Source organism: Rothia sp. HMSC075F09 (assembly GCF_001810515.1).
GTDB lineage: Bacteria > Actinomycetota > Actinomycetes > Actinomycetales > Micrococcaceae > Rothia.
On sequence record NZ_KV801777.1, the window covers coordinates 15058 to 32926 of the forward strand.

General features: G+C 58.9%; 14 protein-coding genes. 8 read left to right on the forward strand and 6 right to left on the reverse strand.

What is annotated here, in order from left to right; all coding sequences use genetic code 11:
- Window positions 1-79: 79 nt before the first annotated feature.
- Entirely contained in the window at window positions 80-1594 is a 1515-nt protein-coding gene (locus HMPREF2749_RS01880) for a Sau3AI family type II restriction endonuclease (protein ID WP_049353185.1), read from the reverse strand.
- A 194-nt stretch (window positions 1595-1788) separates the two neighbouring features.
- Between HMPREF2749_RS01880 and dcm the strand changes: the two genes are divergently transcribed.
- Window positions 1789-3108 carry a DNA (cytosine-5-)-methyltransferase gene (gene dcm, locus HMPREF2749_RS01885; protein ID WP_049353186.1) on the forward strand — a complete coding sequence of 440 codons (1320 nt, stop codon included), beginning with the start codon at window positions 1789-1791 and terminating at the stop codon, window positions 3106-3108.
- A 90-nt stretch (window positions 3109-3198) separates the two neighbouring features.
- Here the strand turns inward: dcm and HMPREF2749_RS01890 are convergent, their stop codons facing one another.
- The gene (locus tag HMPREF2749_RS01890; protein WP_246823482.1) at window positions 3199-4188 is read right to left on the reverse strand and encodes an HNH endonuclease; all 990 of its coding nucleotides are present in this window, start codon (window positions 4186-4188) and stop codon (window positions 3199-3201) included.
- Window positions 4189-4617: 429 nt separating this feature from the next.
- On the opposite strand from HMPREF2749_RS01890, the gene HMPREF2749_RS01895 reads away from it, so the two are divergent.
- Entirely contained in the window at window positions 4618-5055 is a 438-nt protein-coding gene (locus tag HMPREF2749_RS01895) for a hypothetical protein (RefSeq protein WP_049353188.1), read from the forward strand.
- Window positions 5056-5201: 146 nt separating this feature from the next.
- Here HMPREF2749_RS01895 and pta read toward each other — a convergent pair whose 3' ends face one another.
- Together pta and HMPREF2749_RS01905 are read right to left on the reverse strand one after the other, a co-directional pair.
- Complete coding sequence (gene pta / locus HMPREF2749_RS01900) at window positions 5202-7292, reverse strand: phosphate acetyltransferase (protein WP_070593238.1); 2091 nt, start codon at window positions 7290-7292, stop codon at window positions 5202-5204.
- A 194-nt stretch (window positions 7293-7486) separates the two neighbouring features.
- Complete coding sequence (locus tag HMPREF2749_RS01905; RefSeq protein ID WP_070593240.1) at window positions 7487-8110, reverse strand: GNAT family N-acetyltransferase; 624 nt, start codon at window positions 8108-8110, stop codon at window positions 7487-7489.
- Window positions 8111-8236: 126 nt separating this feature from the next.
- Here HMPREF2749_RS01905 and HMPREF2749_RS01910 point away from each other — a divergent pair, with 126 nt between their 5' ends.
- The 4 genes from HMPREF2749_RS01910 (at window position 8237) to HMPREF2749_RS01925 (ending at window position 12767) form a co-directional block, all read left to right on the forward strand.
- Complete coding sequence (locus HMPREF2749_RS01910) at window positions 8237-9133, forward strand: spermidine synthase (protein WP_070593242.1); 897 nt, start codon at window positions 8237-8239, stop codon at window positions 9131-9133.
- Window positions 9134-9265: 132 nt separating this feature from the next.
- Window positions 9266-10213 (forward strand): prephenate dehydratase, encoded by a 948-nt coding sequence (pheA, locus tag HMPREF2749_RS01915; protein WP_070593243.1) that lies wholly within the window; start codon window positions 9266-9268, stop codon window positions 10211-10213.
- A gap of 77 nt (window positions 10214-10290) precedes the next feature.
- Complete coding sequence (serS, locus tag HMPREF2749_RS01920) at window positions 10291-11601, forward strand: serine--tRNA ligase (protein ID WP_070593245.1); 1311 nt, start codon at window positions 10291-10293, stop codon at window positions 11599-11601.
- A 77-nt stretch (window positions 11602-11678) separates the two neighbouring features.
- The gene (locus HMPREF2749_RS01925; RefSeq protein ID WP_049353193.1) at window positions 11679-12767 is read left to right on the forward strand and encodes a diacylglycerol/lipid kinase family protein; all 1089 of its coding nucleotides are present in this window, start codon (window positions 11679-11681) and stop codon (window positions 12765-12767) included.
- 104 nt (window positions 12768-12871) lie between these two features.
- Here the strand turns inward: HMPREF2749_RS01925 and HMPREF2749_RS01930 are convergent, their stop codons facing one another.
- The gene (locus HMPREF2749_RS01930; RefSeq protein WP_070507368.1) at window positions 12872-13558 is read right to left on the reverse strand and encodes a DUF8175 domain-containg protein; all 687 of its coding nucleotides are present in this window, start codon (window positions 13556-13558) and stop codon (window positions 12872-12874) included.
- A 160-nt stretch (window positions 13559-13718) separates the two neighbouring features.
- Window positions 13719-14540 (reverse strand): DUF8175 domain-containg protein, encoded by an 822-nt coding sequence (locus HMPREF2749_RS01935; RefSeq protein ID WP_070507365.1) that lies wholly within the window; start codon window positions 14538-14540, stop codon window positions 13719-13721.
- A 435-nt stretch (window positions 14541-14975) separates the two neighbouring features.
- Between HMPREF2749_RS01935 and HMPREF2749_RS01940 the strand changes: the two genes are divergently transcribed.
- A complete protein-coding gene (locus tag HMPREF2749_RS01940) occupies window positions 14976-15731 on the forward strand; it encodes a carbonic anhydrase (protein ID WP_070593248.1) in 756 nt (251 codons plus the stop codon).
- 189 nt (window positions 15732-15920) lie between these two features.
- A complete protein-coding gene (locus HMPREF2749_RS01945; protein ID WP_070593250.1) occupies window positions 15921-17198 on the forward strand; it encodes a Fic family protein in 1278 nt (425 codons plus the stop codon).
- Window positions 17199-17869 lie beyond the last annotated feature (671 nt).

Below are 17869 nucleotides of genomic sequence, written 5' to 3' on the forward strand. Positions count from 1 at the left end.
AAACCTCGGTCTAAAAAGCAGGCGGCCCCGGACACACACGCATCCGGGGCCGCCTGCTGCGGTCATTTACATTCGGTTATTAGTCCCATTCACCGCGCAGAATCTGCTGAACGAATTTCTTGGGTAGCCAGAAGGAGTGCTTCGTGATGCGACGACCATCGGGTAGTTCGTCGGTATCCTTGAGCTTGCCTTTTCCGACAAACTCGCCAGGCTCAACTTCGTAGTAGGTCTGGGAGGCGTGAACCTTCGTAAAAAGGTATTCGTTCGCCTTGCTCTGCGGGAAGTCAGTGGAAACCTTAACGCCGTCCTTACCATTCGGCTTGACCGTTAGCTCAACACCTCGATTAATGATCTCCTTCGTCTCTTGCCATACCTTCATCAGTTCAACTTTCATCAGTTCAGGCTCGAGGGAATCGGGGAAACCCCAGAACTTGACCTGATCTAGGCAGAAATCACCGGTCTCATTCTCGCGGAAAACAACAAACATGAATTTCCTTGAGAAAATCTCGGTGTAAATATGGGATTCTTCCCACTCTTTTTCATTCGCTAGTTCAATAAAACGGTAGTTCTTAAAGGGAACATCCTCTTTAGGGAGCCCGTTTTTATCAACACGAATAGCGCGAATATTCATGTTTGCCTTTTTAAATTCGGCAGTACTATCAATATCCGAAGAAAGGCCTAGAATTTTCTGCACAAGAGTGCTGTTGCGGCCCTTGGATTTAAAGTTAACATCAAACTCCTTGCAGAGTTCTTTCTCGCTCTGGCCCCGGTATTTCAGAAGCTTTTCTTCAATAATCTGGGTAAAAGGCTTAGAGGTATCCCGAGCTGCTTTAGCGATACTCTCCTGTTCCTCCTGGCTAAAAACCCTGGTGCGGAGGAGAGTTGTCATGTAGCTACTCTTGAGCGACCAGGCGCGCCTATTAGCCAGCTCGGGGCCATAGGGCTGAGTAGTGCGGTCCTTGTCTCTGCCGGCACCCTTCCGGCAGGTTGAAAGGTACATGCCGTCAGATTCGGAAAGCTCGTGCGCGCGTCCCTCCAGGACTTTCTGGGTAATACGTTTATAGTCCGCAAGAATGGTTGGCATATCCTCTTCGGGCCAGTCGAAAAGGAAAGCCTTATCGGTGATAATCTTCAAAATATCGCGGGTCTTTTGATATTTATAAAACAGAAGCAAAATATTTTGGCACTTATGCCAAAGGTGCGTCTGATAAAAATCGTCTAGATTTTCCTCATGAAAATTAAACATGCTGAGAACTAGACGTTCTTTGGCGGAAATAGTGCCGTTCGCGTTGACTTTGTAAGGGGTCGTCTTGATTTCGAGCTTTGCTTTAGGAATATCGGGTTCCGGGGAATTGTTGGGCTTGATGCCGTAGAAGCATTCTTCGATGATATTGCCATAGATTCCCTTGGAGAGCTCGCTAATTTCCTTGCGAGTAGCCGTTGAGGGAGTACCCTTTTTCTTATCTTCGTAGGTTTTGTACTCAGAGTTCTGGAATTCTTCCAGGATGTCCTGAAGTGTGCGACCAACGAGCTTCTTATCTGTGTACTTGAGGATGCTATCAACGCTCGAATTGTCGTAATCGAAAATGTCCATAGTCGGTGTTCCTTCCGAAAGTAGAGGGGTAGCGGCGGTGCTGTTTCTTGCTTTCATGCTACGTCAGGTACGGCAGCTGCACTCTCTGGTTCGTCATGGGCTTTTCCATAACCTGCTTGATCTGAATAGCTGTTCTATGCTATAGTATCAGTATTCGAACACATTTACAAGAGGACTATAAGGACTACTGACTCATGGATCAGAAAACCACCAGCAGTAGCCAGCCTATCCGAGTTATCGAACTTTTCGCCGGTGTAGGTGGCTTCCGCTTAGGATTTGAAGGCTATAATGCCAACGGCATGACCTTGCCCTCCGCAGGCCCCTTCACGACCGTTTGGGCGAACCAGTGGGAGCCTCCGGGAACGGTTGGCCGCCAGTTCGCGGCACGCTGCTACCAGGAACGTTTCGGCGAAGAAGCAAACCTCGAAAACCGCGACATCCACGCCGTACTTGATGATGTGGAGGCGGGCCTCTACGAAATTCCCGACGCTGACCTGCTCTGCGGCGGTTTCCCCTGCCAGGATTACTCGGTTACCAAGCCCCTTTCGCAGTCGCACGGCATTGAAGGTAAGAAGGGCGTGCTCTGGTGGGATATTCACCGCGCGCTCGAACTTAAGACCCCCAAATATGTTGTTCTGGAGAACGTTGACCGCCTGCTAAAGTCACCCGCTAAACAGCGAGGCCGCGACTTCGCCATTATGCTCTCCTGCTTCTACGCGCTCGGCTACAGCGTCGAATGGCGCGTTATTAACGCGGCAGAGTACGGCCACCCGCAGAAGCGTAAGCGCGTTTACATTTACGCCGAACACAACGCCCCTGAATGGGATTTGTCGCGCCGTATCACCCACACCGGTATTTTGGCGGAAGCGTTCCCGGTCAAAACTGCAGAATCTGAGGGTCTTCTCTCCGTCTTCGAAGAGCTCAATGAGGCTGATGAGTTCACCATCTCCGATGACCCCTACTACGAGACGGAACACTTTGGAATTGGCGCTAAGACCTCACCCTTCCAGATTGCCGGTGTCATGCAGAACGGCACCGTGCTCACCAGCAAGGTAGAGCCCGATTACCGCGGCGAATTTAAGACGCTCGGTGACGTAGTTCTTCCTGACTCTGAGGTGCCGGAACAGTTCTTTATCGCCCCTGACAAGGTGCCTTCTTGGGAATACCTCAAGGGCGCAAAGAAGGAAAAGCGCATCAATAAGGCGAGCGGCTTTGAATACTTCTACACCGAAGGCTCAATGTCTTTCCCTGACCCGCTCGACCGTCCGGCGCGTACCATCCTGACCGGCGAAGGAGGCTCGGGTGCCTCCCGATTCAAGCACGTTGTGGTTGGTGATTCCGGTGCGTACCGCCGCCTCGTTCCCGATGAACTGGATCAGCTGCAGGGCTTCCCCCGCGGCTGGACTGACACCGGCATGAGTGACGGTAACCGTGCCTTCTGTATGGGTAACGCCCTCGTGGTGGGTATCCCGCACGAAATCGGTAAGGCTATCGCCCGCCGACACAACCAGTAAGACATAACCAGTAAAACGCATAGGAGGTGCAGTAGCCCGAAAGCTACTGCACCTCCTTTTGCATGCCCGGCGGCCTAAACCAGAGCAGGCCTAAACCAGCGCCTCATCAAGCCAGCTCAGACTTGAGCGGTGCTCATCCAACAGCTCAAGAGCTCGGTTAGGCAACTCAACCTTCAGGCGGGCACCCGCCAACGACTGATACTGCGTATTTCCCAAACCGGGGTGTAGAAGAAGAGTCCGCGAAGAGCTCACACCCACCAGCTCACTATCAAAGAGCTTATGCAGATCTTTGCGTAGAAGCAGACCCTCATCCACTCGGTGCTCACCCTCGCGCGCATAGCTGTACAGGTGTGCCGCATCCAGCGCCGCCGTGTGGCAAGCGCCCGTAAACGCACACATGCTTCCGAAGCGGTTCAACAGCTCCTGACGGAACTGCGGCTGGCCATTGCGAGCCTTGACGGTGCGCATCGTAAAACCGCCGCGAGGATTCACGGGAATCCCGCGGGCCTCACCAAGATTGAGCTGGTGAATACCCGAAGTGTTCAGACTTTCAAGCCAGGTGAGGACTTTCGCGGTATCGAGGGCAACAATGCTGTTCTGAGTGTTGTATTTGCCGGGTACGCTCAGCGCTTTGAAAGAATCCTTATCTGCTGCACCGATAAGCTCAGTCCAGGTATCACCGTAGTAGGCAATGAACCGCTGAACCTTCTCGGCTTTCTGCGGCGGATTCTTATGCAGACGCTGCTCGGGCTTGAGATTGTCTCTCCTCAGACACTTCCCATCGCAACGCCACAGCCCATCGGATTTGAAGGTGATGCGGCTGCTTCCACAGCGGGGGCAAAAAGTCATGACCTTATCAGCTTCGTATGACTCAATTTTTCGGATAACGGCTGATCCGAGAAGAATCGAATTATCTCGAATCAGCACGAAGTCGCCCTCTCGAACGTTCTTGTGGTTGGGAACTTTCGAGTCGTAGACATAACGGAATTCCAAGGCGTCATCGTAGACTTTGCCGCTGGCGGCGCTTCGGTTCTCTTCGTCGGGAACGGAACGTAGCAGCCACGCGTGGGGGAGCCGCATGTCAGTTGCGGCGTGTTTGCTCGGGAGGCTGAGGGTCGTCACCACGGACGGGAGAACGAGGTCCGGCAGTGAGGGCGTTGAGTTGTTGTCCATAGCAGCAGCCTAGCAGCCCGGGCGGTTTGCCGCTGCCCGGGTGGTCACCGGCTCACGGGGTAGGGGTGGTGGAATCCTGTAATTACAAAAATTCCGGTGACTCCTGCATACACCCCTCCTTGAAAAGCCACATGTGTTTCGAGAAGCCACTTAACATGTTGCTTTTCGAAACACATGTGGCTTCTCGGCGATTAAACTCGGCGCAGCAATCACCCCGCCCCGCACGCAGAACACACCAGCCCAAACGCTATTGATTCGCATCACAGGCCGGCGTTCTTAGGTATCCTTGGGGTAACACCCAGACAGAAGCCCGCCCTCCACCTCGAAAGGGGCCGCATGAAAACCTTCTGGACTAACCTACCCCTCACCATCCGCGCGGCAGTCATCTTCTGCTACGCCTACGCCGCGGTGCGCATCCTCAATCTCTTCGCTGAGGCAGGCACCGCACCGCTGACCCCACGCACGCTCCTCGACGGTGCCCTCACCGTCGCGGTCGTCGTCGGCGCTCTCGCCCTGTACCTGGGTAACGCGCTGGGTGCCGCCCTCCGTGCCCGGCGAGAAGGCTACGAGCCCCGCCCGGTCGGCATCATCGTCGCCTACGCCCTCTTCGTGGCGGTGTGCACCTACCTTGCCTACCGCCTCATCTCTTACACCGTGGAGGCGGGGCTCACCTGGCTCTTCCCGCCCGCCCTCGGCCCGGTTCTGACCGCCGTGGGCATGGCTGGTCTTGGCGTGATTAACTATGTGCGCCTCCGCCGCACCCGCAAGGACTAACCGGGGAATGGCACTACAAGAAACCCTGTAATTACAAAAAATCTCCCGCACCGGGTAGAGCACACCTTCACGGCATGCCCCCCAGTGCGGGAGATTTCTATATCAACGGAACGCCGCAGCCTTCACGCTACAGCGCCGCGTGCACCTTACAGGCTCTGTGCCTGAATTGCGGTGATCGCAACGGTGTTGATGATGTCCTCAACGGTGGTACCGCGGGACAGGTCGTTCACGGGCTTACGCAGACCCTGCAGAACCGGGCCCACAGCGGCAGCACCCGAAGACTGCTGAACAGCCTTGTAGGTGTTGTTACCGGTGTTCAGGTCGGGGAAGACGAACACGGTAGCCTGACCGGCGACCTCGCTGCCGGGCAGCTTGGTCGACGCAATGGACATGTTCGATGCAGCGTCGTACTGAATCGGGCCCTCGACCGCGAAGTCGGGGTTCGATGCGCGCACGAGCTCGGTTGCCTCACGCACAACGTCCACGTCCGCACCGGCGCCGGAGGTGCCGGTCGAGTAGGACAGCATAGCAACCTTGGGGGTGACGCCGAACTGGCGTGCAGTCTCTGCGGATGCCTTCGCAATGTCGGCGAGCTGCTCTGCGTTGGGGTTCGGGTTCACTGCGCAGTCGCCGTAGACCAGAACGCGGTCTTCCATCAGCATCAGGAAGACGGAGGAGACGATCTTGGTGCCGGGGCGGGTCTTGATGAACTCGAGCGAGGGGCGGATGGTGTTCGCGGTGGTGTTCACTGCACCGGAAACCATGCCGTCGGCGATGCCCTTGTAGACGAGCATGGTGCCGAAGTACGAGGGGTCGGTCATGCGCTCGCGAGCAGCCTCAATGGTGACGCCCTTGTGTGCACGCAGCTCAGCGTAGGTTGCTGCGAAGTCCTCGGTGTACTCGTTGTTTTCGATGTCGATGATACGAATGGTGCTGGGCAGTTCGATACCTTCGGCCCGGCAGATCTCTGCGATCTTGGCGGGGTTGCCGAGCAGGATCAGGTCGCAGAAGTCGCGGCGTGCAATGATTTCGGATGCACGCAGGATACGCACGTCGTAACCCTCGGGCAGGACCACGGAGCGGCGGTTTGCGCGTGCGGTCTCGATGAGGTTGTGCAGGAAGCGCAGCGGGGTCATGGATGCGGGGCGCTCAATTTCGAGGCGTGCCAGCAGTTCGTCCTTGTTGACGTGCTCGTCCCAGCCGCCCATTGCCGCTGCGAGCTTGCGCTGGTGGCCGCTTTCGAGGGTGCCGCGGACGCGGGAGACTGCGCGTGCAGACTTGAAGGTGTCCTTGGTGGTGGACAGCACGGGGAACGGCGCGTTGTCGATGAGGGAGCCGACTGCGGTGTTCTTGCCGGGCAGCGCGTCCAGGCCGCCGGTGAGCAGCACGCCGGAGGGTGCGGGGAAGGTCGGTGCCAGTGCGGATGCGAGGGTTGCTGCGACGATGTCTGCACGGTCGCCGGGGACGATGACGAAGTCGCCGTCGACGAACTGGTTGAGGAAGTTGGAGACGTTCATTGCTGCGACCTTGATGCCGTGGATGTCGCGGCTGAGGTCTTCTGCCTTGATGCCTTCGGTGTCGAGCTTGAGGGCTTCGGCAACTTCACCGACGGTGGGTGCGTTCAGTTCGGGGATTTCGGGCAGTACGTAGACGGGCAGGTTTGCGTCGCCGCGCTTGACGGACTTTTCGATTTCGTCGCGCAGTTCGGGTTCTGCACGGCCGACGATGATTGCGAGCAGGTCTACCTTGGAGGCGAGCAGTTCGGTGCGTGCCACGTCGACTGCGGTGACTGCTTCTTCGACGGTTTCTTCCTGTGCGCCGACGATTGCGACGACGGGCAGGCCAAGGTCACGTGCAATCTGGACGTTCAGGTCGAATTCGACTGAGAGCGCGTTGGCGGGCAGGTAGACGCCGTCGACGATTACGACGTCGCTGTTTGCTGCGACCTTTTCGTAGGCGGAGACTGCGCGTGCGGAGATTTCTTCGGTGTCGCCTTCTGCGATGAGTGCGAGTGCGTCGGTCATGGAGACTGCGCCGCCGACCTGCTCTTCGGTCAGGCCGAAGTGTTCACGGATGAGGCGTGCCATGGGGTCGTCGGAGATGGTTGCGCCGTCGAATACGGGGCGGAAGAAGCCGACGCGGTCTGCGCGCTTGATGAGGGAGTCTGCTAGACCCAGGGCTACGAGGGACTTGCCCGAGTTCTGGGACATAGCGGAGAGGTAAAGACCGGTGGTCATTGTTTTACTGTCCTTCTATGCGATGTTCGGCGCTGGGTCCCGCGGTTGCGCAGGGGTGTATGTGCTCCTGTGCGCGGGTGCGTCGAGCTTATATGTCATCTTCTATCTTAAGGCGTTGTGGGGGGCGGTGCCTAACAGGGGGTGCGGTGCGCTGCGTCATGTGGGTGGGCTGTTTCCCTGTTGTGGTGTGCCGTTTAGGGGTTGAGGATGCGCGTGTATCGGACGCTGTGGCCGGGCGCCCAGGAGCCGCGTGCTTGGAAGTACACGCCTTCGTTGCGGTAGCCGAGCCGCTCGTAGAAGGAGAGCGCTCGTTCGTTTTCTGCCATGACCCATAGGTAGGAGTTTTCGTCCGGGTAGATGACGGATTCGTAGAGTGCCTGTCCGAGCCCGGTGCCGTGCGTGTGGTTGAGGGTGTACAGGTGCACGAGTTTACGGGTGCCTGCGGGCAGTTCGGGGAGGTTGTCGGTACGTTCGAGTTCCCAGGAGGAGGGCTCACACAGGGAGAGCGCCAGGCCGACGGGCTTATCCCAGTCGATGCGTGCGCCGATGGAGCAGGAGAGCCCGCCGTCGGGGGTCCAGCCGGGCACCTCATAGGCGAAGAAGCCGCGCACGGTGGGGGAGGAGAGGTGGCGGTGGAAGTCTTCGAGGTATTCGTTGCGTTCGGCGCGGTGGCGGGCGGTGAAGCTTTCCCCGAGCGTGTCGAAGTAGATCGGGTCGTAGGTTTGCTCCATGCAGTCCAGCTGCAGGTTGACGTATTTTTCGGCGTCGGTCGGTTCAATTGGTGCGAGCGCGTAGCGGCCCTGACATACAAATCCCATGGGTTCTAGTCTACTCAGTCGGCCCCTGTGGAGGCGGTTCTTTGCGGGTGCGTACGCTAGGGGCGTGCGGGCGGTAGCTGGTGGGCCGCTCTGTTGCGTTGAATCGTGTCAGTTAGGCTAGTGGGTATGGCGAAAAAGAGCAGGGCACCCAAGAAGTCCCAAAAGGCGCAGAAAGCCCAGAAGCAGCAGAAGAACCGCATCGACGATACCGAGAGCACCCCCGTGCAGGGTGCCGCCGCTGGCGTGTACCCGATTTCTACGGGTGAGGCGGAGCTGGTCCCTGACGGCTACCATGCCGACGGCTGGCTGCTACTCATTAATGGTGTGCAGTCTTCCCACGTGATTGTGGGTGAGCCCCGCCAGCTGGATTTTGAGTACATGCGCTGGATTGCGGCGGTCGTCTCCTCGCACGTGGAGGAGCATCTGGACGCCGCGAAGCTGCGCATCACCCACCTGGGCGGCGGCGCGTGCTCCATGGCGCGCTATTTCGCTGACCTGTACCCGACCAGCCGCAACACGGTCGTTGAGCTGGATGCCAAGCTCGCCGAGTATGTGCGCGCCTGGTTCGACATCCCCAAGGCGCCGCGCGTGAAGATTCGCGTGGGTGAGGCGGGCGCCGTCACCGCAACCTTCGCGCCCGCCTCCCGTGACGTGCTGATTCGTGACGTATTCGCCGGGGACACCACCCCCGAGGCACTCACCACCGTCGAGTTCACCCGCACCGTCGCCGAGTCGCTGGCACCCGGTGGCCTGTACATCCTGAACTGCGGTGACGGACCGGCGCTGACCGGTGCCCGCACGGAAGCGTCCGCCCTGCTTGAGGTGTTCGAGTATGTGTGCATTGTGGCGGATTCGGCAATGTTGAAGGGTCGCCGCCGCGGCAACGTCATTATTGCCGGTTCGCACGCGCCCCTGCCGGAGGCTGGTTCCGTGCAGGCTGCCGCTATTGCCCGTGAGCTCATGGGTGGAGGCGTGCCCGCCCAGTACTGGGACACCGCGCGGGTGCGCCAGTTCGTGAGGTAACGGTTTTCAGTAATGACTTAAGTTTTTCGACCATAGGTTAGTGACTTTGGTGGGGGCTTTTAACTACCGCCAAAGTCACTAACCTATCGCCAAATTCGGCGCCCCCTCCACAGCAGACGCTACTATAGTGGCATGCGATACACCTACCTTGGCCCCTCCGGCACCTTCACCGAATCCGCCCTGCTGAGCGTCCCCGGCACATCCGACGCCGAACGCATCCCCGCCACCAGCGTGCCCGACGCGCTCGCACGCCTGAACGCGGGCGAGGCGGACGCCGCCATGGTGCCCATCGAAAACTCCGTGGAGGGCGGCGTGAGCGCCACCCTGGACGCTATCGCAGCCAGCGAGGGTGTACGCATTATCCGTGAGGTGCTCGTACCGATCCGCTTCGTGCTGGTCGCCGCGAAGCCCATCAGCATTGAAGACGTCAAGACCATCTCCACCCACTCGCACGCCTGGGCGCAGGTGCGCGGCTGGGCGCAGGAGAACGTACCCGCCGCCGCCTACCTGCCCGGCTCCTCCACCGCCGCGGCGGCTGTCGGCCTGCTCGAAGAGGGCTGCACCTACGATGCGGCAATCTGCTCCCCGGCGCTGCTGAACTACCACCCAGAACTGCACGTGTTGCAGGACAACATCGGCGACAACAAGAACGCCGTGACCCGCTTCGTGCTGCTCTCCCGCACCGCCGACATCCCCGAACCGACCGGCTCCGATAAGACCACCCTGACCGTGCCGCTGCCCACCAACCGTGCCGGCGCCCTGCTCGAACTGCTCGAACAGTTCTCCGTGCGCGGCGTGAACCTCTCCCGCATCGAATCGCGCCCCACCGGCGAAGGCATGGGCTCCTACTCGTTCAGCATCGACGCCGACGGCCACATCTACGAGGCGCGCATGCGCGACGCCCTGCGCGGCCTGCACCGTGTCTCCCCGACGCTGAAATTCCTCGGCTCCTACCCGCGCGCCGACCACGAAAACACCGAAGTCGACGCCATCCACTCCGACGGCTCCTTCGACGCCGCACACGAATGGGTCGAGTCGCTCTTCCCCAACGGCCGCCCCGCACACCTGCAGCGCCACTAGGCACCCCCGCACCTACCCGCGCCCCACCAGCGCAAACCCCGCCCACAACCCACCGCAAGATTAGGTAGGATAAAACAGTGATTGATATTAACCTCCTCCGCGAAAACCCCGACGTCTTCCGCGCCTCCCAGCGAGCACGCGGCAAGGACGAAACCCACGTCGACCGCATCCTCGAAGCCGACACCGCACGCCGCGCACTCATCGGCGAATACGAGACCCTGCGCGCTGAACAGAACGCCTTCGGCAAGACCGTCGCAAAGGCACCCAAGGAAGAAAAGCCCGCCCTCGTCGCACAGGCCAAGGAACTCGCAGCCCGCGTCAACGAAGCAAAGGCAGCCTCCGAAGCGAAAACCGCCGAATACGAGGAACTGATCAGCAGCATCGAAAACCTCATCATCGACGGCGTACCCGTCGGCGGCGAAGACGACTACGTAGTCGTCAAGGAAGTCGGCACCCCCCGCGACTTCACCACCGAAGGCTTCGAACCGCGCGACCACCTCGAAATCGGCGAACTCGTCGACGGCATCGACATGGCACGCGGCGCGAAGGTCTCCGGCGCACGCTTCTACTTCCTCAAGGGCCAGGTAGCACGCCTCGAGCAGGCACTCATGTGGATGGCGCTCGACCTCGCAACCGAGCACGGCTTCACCATGATGACCACCCCCACCCTGGTACGCCCCGAAATCATGAACGGCACCGGCTTCAACGTCAAGCACGACGACGAAATCTACCGCCTCGAACGCGACGACCTGTACCTGGTCGGCACCTCCGAGGTGGCGCTCGCCGGCTACCACACCGACGAAATTCTCGACTTCGAGAAGGGCGCGAAGAAGTACCTGGGCTGGTCCTCCTGCTACCGCCGCGAGGCTGGCTCCGCAGGTAAGGACACCCGCGGCATCATTCGCGTGCACCAGTTCAACAAGGCTGAAATGTTCGTCTACTGCCCCGTCGAGCAGGCAGAAGAGATGCACGAGAAGCTGCTGTCCCTCGAAGAGGAAATGCTGCAGCGCTGCGGCCTCGCATACCGCGTGATTGACACCGCCGCAGGCGACCTGGGCACCTCCGCAGCCCGCAAGTTCGACTGCGAGGCGTGGGTCCCCACCCAGGGCACCTACCGCGAGCTGACCTCCACCTCGAACTGCACCACCTACCAGGCGCGCCGCCTGAACATCCGCGAGCGCACCCCGGACACCGTGGACGAGGCAGGCAACGTGCGTAAGGGCCGCACCCGCTCCGTAGCGACCCTGAACGGCACCCTGGCGACGACTCGCTGGGTGGTTGCCATCCTGGAGACTCACCAGCAGGCAGACGGTTCCGTACGCATCCCGGAGGCACTTCGCCCGTACATGGGTGGCGCCGAGGTTATCCCGGCAGTCGCTGCTGAGTAATCTCACAACCAGCTGAAAAACCCGCTCACCGCGTAAACGGTGGGCGGGTTTTTGCGTATCCTGGTAGTCTAAGAACTATGCCTCTTTACCGTAAACTCCTTGGTGTTTCTGCGGCGGCGGCGCTGACCGCCTCCGCCACTGGTGCCCGCAAGAAGGCGCGCCGACGCGCTATCGAACTGGGTGCGCCCTTCGGCGTTCTGCCGACCCTGCCTACCGGCCCCAGTCGTCGCGTGGGCGTGGTGTACAACCCGAGCAAGCCCGGCGTTGCGGTGGCTATTGAGATTCTGGAACGTATCCTCGCGGCGAACGGCCACCCGAAGGCGCTGGTGCGCACCACCCGCGTGGACGAGCCCGGCTCAGAGGCCGCCCGCGAGCTGATTGCCGAGGGCGTTGACCTGCTGATTGCCGCAGGTGGTGACGGCACGGTGCGTGCCGTGGCGGCGGCGCTGGCGCATCACGAGGGGCCCAAGCCGCGCCTGGGTATTCTGCCGATGGGCACCGGCAACCTGCTGGCGCGCAACCTGTACATCCCGGTGAGTGACGTGGCGGCGTGCGTGAATATTGCGCTCAACGGCGCGGGTCAGGACGTTGACGCGATTGAGATGACGACTACGGGCACCACCGGCGAAGAAACCGAACACACGTTCTTTGTGATGAGTGGTGCCGGCTTCGACGCGCTCGTCATGAACGACACGAACGAGGAGATTAAGGCGAAGTTCGGCTGGGTGGCGTATGTGCAGTCCGGCATGAAGCATATGCTGGGCAGGTCGCATCCGGTGCGCATCAGCGTGGACGGTGGGGAGCCCCGCATCCTGCCCATGCGTTCGGTGCTGGTTGCGAATTGCGGTCGCCTGCAGGGCGGTATTCGCCTGGCGGATATGACGGATGTGCACGACGGCAAGCTTGAGGTGATTGTGGCGTCCCCGCGTGACCTGGTGGAGTGGGGCCTGCTGATGGCGAAGGTTACTCGCCGCACGATTTTGGGTTCGCCGCGCATTGAGCTGCCGGTGATTCGCCACCTGGTGGGGTCTGAGGTGGTGTTGGAGTTCCCGGATGGTGCGCAGCCGGTTGAGGTGGATGGTGACCCGGCACCGTCGGCGTACCGCATTAGCGCGCGGGTGCTGCCTGCCGCCGTGGAGGTGGCGGTCCACCCCGAGGTGCTCTAGCAGGTAGCGCCTAGAGTTGGCTTAAACGTATAAACGCGGTGGGGCGCGACCTGATGAAAGGTCGTGCCCCACCGCGTATTTTCGGGTCTACCGGTTTTTAGTTTTTAGGCTTCCCAGGTGATGAACTCGTCAGGGTCGACACTGTTAACTGCAGAAGGAGTCGTGGGAGCCCAATAGTGCCAGTCACCATCGTGCCACTCCATCACCATATCTACAGAGCGGTACGACCCCGAGGGAATCTGCATTAGCACACGTACAGTCGCGCGCTCAGGAGTATACGAGACATAACGGTAACCAGCAACGTGAACCACAGTGCGGGTCTTAGTGTCCTTGAGGCGGCTCTCACGGAATGCGTCAGCACCCGGGCCCACAACAGTCTGGACATATGCCTCCGGTGCCTCATTAATCTCGATGGTCGCCCATACAGCAGCGTAGAGTGCGCCCTCAGCAGAGTGCTCAAAGCAGTTGCGAATCGGGGAGTTTGCCTTCGGACCAGCGGTCTTCGACACCGGGCCAGTCCAGCCAGCATCGGTGGTTACCCAGGTGGTGTCCTTGGGTGCTGCGTCCAGTACCGCCTGGTCGTCTGAGGTGCCGGCACCGCAGGTGCCTGCCGCTACCGTTGAGGTGGCCTTCGACTGAGCCGCACCGTTCGAGCCGCCCGAAGCGGAGGTGTTGGAATTATCGCCGCCGCGCGGAATCAGCACGATGACCAGTACAACGAGGAGGGCGACGACAGCTGCTGCCAGTCCGAAAGCCCAGCGGGGGATAGTGACTCCACCCTTGTTCTCCATAACAATCTCCAATCTTTTGCCCTGGCTAAGGGCACATTTTTGGGTTCTGCTCTGGTTAGAGCAGAGTCTGAGTGAGTGATAGAAAGGGGAGTGTCGAGTAGTTTCTCTCCTCAGAGAGACACAAGATTTGTTGGTGAGTAGGCTACTGCGCGTTTGCTGGTTAGCGCTTGAAGCCCCACTCAGCGAATTTCTCCTTGCCGATGGTGAATCGCTGTGAGGGATCATCAGATTCATCCATCAGTATGTTCGTTGTAAGTTCTGACTTTTCTGAGTCAAAACGCCAATCGCCGTCCTCCCAGACCATGCGGATGGGCACCCAGCCGATATTGATTGACTTACCCTTCTTCTGAACCATGAAGTAGACCTTCACCGTGGCACGCTCCGTAGAGTATCCCTGGATGCTGTAGGCATAAATAACCGATACATAGTCAGACATGTCATCATTCGAGTCGCTGGACTCTTCATCTTCCCACGGATCGGGTTTGCCATCGTAGCGGCTAGAGAAGATAGCACGACGCGCATCAGCTGGTATTTCGTCATTACCAATTACAACCATTGCATTAATGGCGGACATAGCTGCACCTGTCGGGTTGTGTGCAAAGCACTGGCCCAGACGACCCTGACGCACGGCCGGGCCATAAATTTTAGATACCGGATAATGGACGCTGTCGGTCATCTGCTCCCAGGTGTAGTCAGAAGGAATATCCGCAGAAAATTCCTTGCCAGTGGGGACCTTCACATCGCACACTGCGCGGTGGTTGGTGCTCGCTGAGCTACTTGCCGCTAGTGCTGAGATGGAGGGCTCTGCAGTGCTAGAGGAGGCGGGCTGTGACTGCTCATTGTTAGAGGAGCCTGCTGCTACGGGGTTTGAGTCTTTACCGCGCGGAATAAGCACGATGACCAGTACGACGAGGAGGGCAACGACAGCTGCAGCCAGTCCGAAAGCCCAGCGGGGGATAGTGACTCCACCCTTGTTCTCCATAACAATCTCCAAAATACGTAGACCCCACAATTCGGGGCGCGACAAACCCACCCCCAGCAGGAGGGCAGAGATTGAATGAGTGATGAGAAACTATGCGGTACCGCAGGAAAAGCATCTGAGCCAGAACACAACATCGAGGACTGCAAGACGCAAAAACACGGCGGCACATATTTATCGGTGTCAAAAGATACCCTATCATGCCTACAGATATCCTGCAGGCGCTCGCCCTGAGCTACCATGATATGAGCTGGACTGCACGAAAAAGAACCGAATTCATACCGCTAATCCGGTACCTAACCGTGCACCCACTATGCGTCAACGCCCGACGCAGACACCAACCGCAGGCGGTCGCAACGCTACACAGCCCAGCATATGCCCCGCCTAGACGCATCACACCGATACATAGATACCGTTCATCAGAGAAAGCCCCTCTCCATGACCCGCAAAATCACCGCAACCGCCGCTGCCCTCGCACTGCTCGCTACCGGCTGCTCTGCTAGCACCGATAGCTCCGCACCGGGCGGAACCCTCATCACCAGCGGAACCTCTACCGCCACCAGCACCCCCACCCCCAGCTCTACTACTCCTGCACCCGCAACCACCACCGCAGGCCGCACCCCCACCGTCACCGAGGTGACCGCCTCCCCGAGCGCGACGGAAAGCACCACCGCGGCATCCACCACTGCGGCAGCGACCCCGACCCCGACCCCGACCGTGAGCCTTGACCCTTCACCCCTGGCGGGAACCGGTGGTGGACCCCAGCAGCCCTCCAGCGTTCCTACCCTCAATAGCATCACTGACGAAGACCGTGGTCGCGCGCTTGAAACCGCGAAAGCAATTGTCACCGCCTACACCAGCGGCAAGCCGTACAAGGAATGGTCAGAAGAGCTTTACCCCATGATTGATCCCAAACTGCAAAACCAGTATGGACCTAACTCTCGTATTGATATTTTCAAGGGAACCGTCACCAATGCTGAACTGGTTGATGACCCGACCCTGAAGGTTCCTGGTGGCGACAACCCCTACTGGCTCACGGTTTGTGTGAAGGTCGAAGGAAGTATCAGCCCCGCCTACTATGTGCGGTTGCACCGTACCGCGGAGCGGCCCGACAAGTGGAAGGCGTCTCATATCCTTGAGCCGCAGGGCTTCAACAGCTTTGTGAAGGAACGAATGAAGGAACAGAACAAATAAGCGGTGGGTGCGGCTTCCCACTAGGATGCGCCCCTGCAGGGGTCTAAATCGGGGGAGCCCATCCGGCACCCTAACTGCCTATATGTGACATGGATTATGAAAGAAATCGCGGATTTTTTCACTATTTTCTGAAAATCGGGAGGATAATGAAAAAAACCGCGATTTTTTACACCATCAAGGAGGGTACACGTGAACACCACCGGCACAAGGTACCGCACCCTCAAAAGCATCTTCCACGAACGCGGCAAAGCCGCCGCACAAACCGAACTGCAGGCACGCCGCAACGGCCACTCCACCTACCTCCTCAACGAATTCACGGTGGGGGAGCACCCCCTGTTCTACCTGGCAGACCGCACCGCGCTCGCAGCCTTTGAACGCATTATGCGCCGTGAACGGCACATCGAACAGCTGAGCTCCCAACTGCCCAGCATCGCCATGCAAAGCTACCTACTCGACCTGGCAGTACGCAGCATCGTGGCGTCCGACCGCATCGAAGGCGTGCACACCACACGCCAGCTCATCTCTGAGGCGCTCACCTCCGGCGACAGCGAGGACCCCCGCGCTAAGCGCGCCGTCGAATTCGTGAACCTCCTCAAAGACCTGGGGGCAGGCCGCCCACCCTCCACGGTTGAGCAGGTGCGCAGCCTCTACGACACGCTACTCGAAGGGCACCTCGCGGAAGAAGACCGCCCAGACGGGGCTCTATTCCGCACCAAACCCGTGGTTATTCACGACAACACCCGCGAAATTCACCGCGCCCCCGACAGTGAAGCAACCATCATCGCCAACGTTCAGGTGGCACTTGACCACGCCCTCAACCCGAACGTGCCGGCGCTATTCTCCGCAATCGCCGCGCATTTCATGGTGGAGTACACGCACCCTTTCTACGACGGCAACGGCCGCCTGGGCAGGTACCTGCTGGTAGCCCACCTGGGGCAGACACTCACCCGGCTGACGACCCTCACCCTGCCGAGCACACTCAACATTCAGAAGAGCCGCTACTACAAGGCGTTTAGCGCGGCGGAAGAACCCCTCAACTACGGTGAGGTGACCGGTTTTCTGCATGTTTTTCTGGGGCTGATTGAGCAGGCTCAGGAGCACCTGGAAGACGAGCTGGAGACGCGCGACCGCGCGTGGCGTGCCCTCGGCAGGCGTATCGCTGAGCTGGAGGGCAGTCGTACCTGGACGGGAACCTCCGGGCTGGCTTCGAAGAAGCGTGATGATGTTCTGCGGCTACTGTACCTGCTGGGGCAGGCTTGTATCTTCCAGGCGCCGGTTGCGCCTACCTCAAGTGAGTTGCAGGAGATGCTGGGTGTTACGGCGCCGACTCTGCGCGATAGGCTCAAACTGCTGCAGGGGCTTGGGTTTGCTGAGGGTGTGAAGGCTGGCCGCACGATGCGCTGGTCCCTCACCGAGGCGGGAACCGCCCTGCTGGGCCTGCCTGCCGTTGATGACGACGAAGAATAGCCCTGGAGTGTTTCACGTGAAACACTCCAGGGGCTACGCGGTGACTATTGGTGCTCAATCTCAAAAACGTGAGCGCGAGGTTGTTCGATAAAGCATCATGCAGGGGCGGGTGCGGCATTGGGGGGTATTTCACATTTACTGCATAAGGGTGAGTCAGTGAGTGATCTAAAAAGAATGACTATTTGTTTTTAATTTGCCTGGCGTGGTAGACTGTCGTTACTCATGGGAATAAAGGTACGAATAATTACTGTGTTGAATAGTGTGGGAAAATTGAGTTTTATCATGCTATTTGATGGTTTTAGTAGTCTTGAAACTCTTATCCATTTTGGGTTTTAATGCCCAACGTGTTGGAAGGTAGAATATTTGTGTGGTATCTGACTCTAGCTTGCATCGTGTGATTCGGTAGGTGTTCAATATGAAGGGTGCCACGCTTCGGAGAGTAGATGGTAGGTCTTGTACGGGTGTACGTAAGGCTTTTGTGCTGTAGGACGTGGAGTAGAAGCAAGGACCCTAAGATGCGGAAGGAGGAGCCCATCGAGAAGGAAATTCATTCTGGTTTTTTGCGATTGAGTAATAGCGCTTTTCTGAGAAGGGAGCCGTGCTGTAATGAATAGGTTTTGTCTGGGACAAGCATCTAGTGGGCTTGTGATTGCGGGTGCAACGATGAGCTT

Coding starts and splice junctions, on each gene's coding strand:
- HMPREF2749_RS01880 (WP_049353185.1), bottom strand. CDS start 1,594: ATGGACATTTTCGATTACGACAATTCGAGCGTTGATAGCATCCTCAAG.
- dcm (WP_049353186.1), top strand. CDS start 1,789: ATGGATCAGAAAACCACCAGCAGTAGCCAGCCTATCCGAGTTATCGAA.
- HMPREF2749_RS01890 (WP_246823482.1), bottom strand. CDS start 4,188: ATGCGGCTCCCCCACGCGTGGCTGCTACGTTCCGTTCCCGACGAAGAG.
- HMPREF2749_RS01895 (WP_049353188.1), top strand. CDS start 4,618: ATGAAAACCTTCTGGACTAACCTACCCCTCACCATCCGCGCGGCAGTC.
- pta (WP_070593238.1), bottom strand. CDS start 7,292: ATGACCACCGGTCTTTACCTCTCCGCTATGTCCCAGAACTCGGGCAAG.
- HMPREF2749_RS01905 (WP_070593240.1), bottom strand. CDS start 8,110: ATGGGATTTGTATGTCAGGGCCGCTACGCGCTCGCACCAATTGAACCG.
- HMPREF2749_RS01910 (WP_070593242.1), top strand. CDS start 8,237: ATGGCGAAAAAGAGCAGGGCACCCAAGAAGTCCCAAAAGGCGCAGAAA.
- pheA (WP_070593243.1), top strand. CDS start 9,266: ATGCGATACACCTACCTTGGCCCCTCCGGCACCTTCACCGAATCCGCC.
- HMPREF2749_RS01925 (WP_049353193.1), top strand. CDS start 11,679: ATGCCTCTTTACCGTAAACTCCTTGGTGTTTCTGCGGCGGCGGCGCTG.
- HMPREF2749_RS01930 (WP_070507368.1), bottom strand. CDS start 13,558: ATGGAGAACAAGGGTGGAGTCACTATCCCCCGCTGGGCTTTCGGACTG.
- HMPREF2749_RS01935 (WP_070507365.1), bottom strand. CDS start 14,540: ATGGAGAACAAGGGTGGAGTCACTATCCCCCGCTGGGCTTTCGGACTG.
- HMPREF2749_RS01940 (WP_070593248.1), top strand. CDS start 14,976: ATGACCCGCAAAATCACCGCAACCGCCGCTGCCCTCGCACTGCTCGCT.